1 protein-coding gene is annotated in these 958 nt (G+C 57.3%); it reads right to left on the bottom strand.

All coding sequences use genetic code 11. The annotated features are described in order from the left end of the window. Positions 1-245 precede the first annotated feature (245 nt). Entirely contained in the window at positions 246-620 is a 375-nt protein-coding gene (locus HMPREF2875_RS13660; RefSeq protein WP_070670330.1) for a hypothetical protein, read from the bottom strand. Positions 621-958 lie beyond the last annotated feature (338 nt).

Genomic DNA, 958 nt, shown 5'->3' with positions numbered 1-958 from the left:
TTGTCAGATGCGAGTTTTTGGTACCGGTGTTCTGGGGACTCGGTACTGCCGTGTTCCGAGTAGTTGGTACCGGGCCGAGGGGTGCGTCGGCCCGGACGGGCTACAATTTCAGGGTGGAATCACAGCTAGTCGCCTACATCGATGAGTCCTCCGCCCTTAGACCCCCAGACCGGCAGGAGTACATGGTGTGTGCAGCTATCATCGACACTCAAGACTTGGAAAAAATACGCGAGGAGCTGCGTCCACTACGACTTCCTGGCCAGGTCAAACTTCACTGGACCGACGAACGTAATAGCCGACGCCGAAAAATCGTGGACACCCTTTCTGAGATCGACTCCATGCAAGCGATCATCACCCACCGGAGTGAAGTGAGCAAGAAGACGGAGAGGCACCGCAGGAAATGCTTGGAGCAGATGTACTTCGAGCTCTCCGAGATGCACGTCCACAACGTCACTTTGGAAAGCCGGCAAGAAGCACAAAACAGGCGAGACGTCGCCCATATAGTTGCCCTGCAGGGCCAGGGACAAAGTGCTGGCATCCGACTGCGACACGTACGCGGTGGCGATGATCCCCTGCTCTGGATTCCAGATGCCGTTCTGGGAGCACTGAACTCCGTCCATCTAGGGGGAAGAGCAGTACTGGGAGAAGCTGCACGAGAAAGTGGTCCTCAACCGTCCCACCCCGGATTCCCTCTAGAGGCAGGCGAAGACCCTGGGTCCAGTCGTCCGGCTGGGGTCCCAGGGTCTTCTTCCGATCCTGTCGTAACAGGTGGCAATAACACTAGGGTAGCACCATTTGGCACCATTTGGCACCGATAGGCCCCGTCCGTTTCCTTAGCTGGATCGGCGGCCTCATCCTGGGTTCCTGACAAATCCACATCGACCAAGCCGAACGCAGCGGGCTAAATATCACTCTGCTCAATACCCCTAGACGTTGACACCGACATGCCCCGCCGAGA

The organism is Corynebacterium sp. HMSC078H07 (assembly GCF_001812805.1).
In the GTDB taxonomy this organism is placed as follows: Bacteria; Actinomycetota; Actinomycetes; order Mycobacteriales; family Mycobacteriaceae; genus Corynebacterium.
This window is presented reverse-complemented; position numbering and strand designations above follow the sequence as displayed.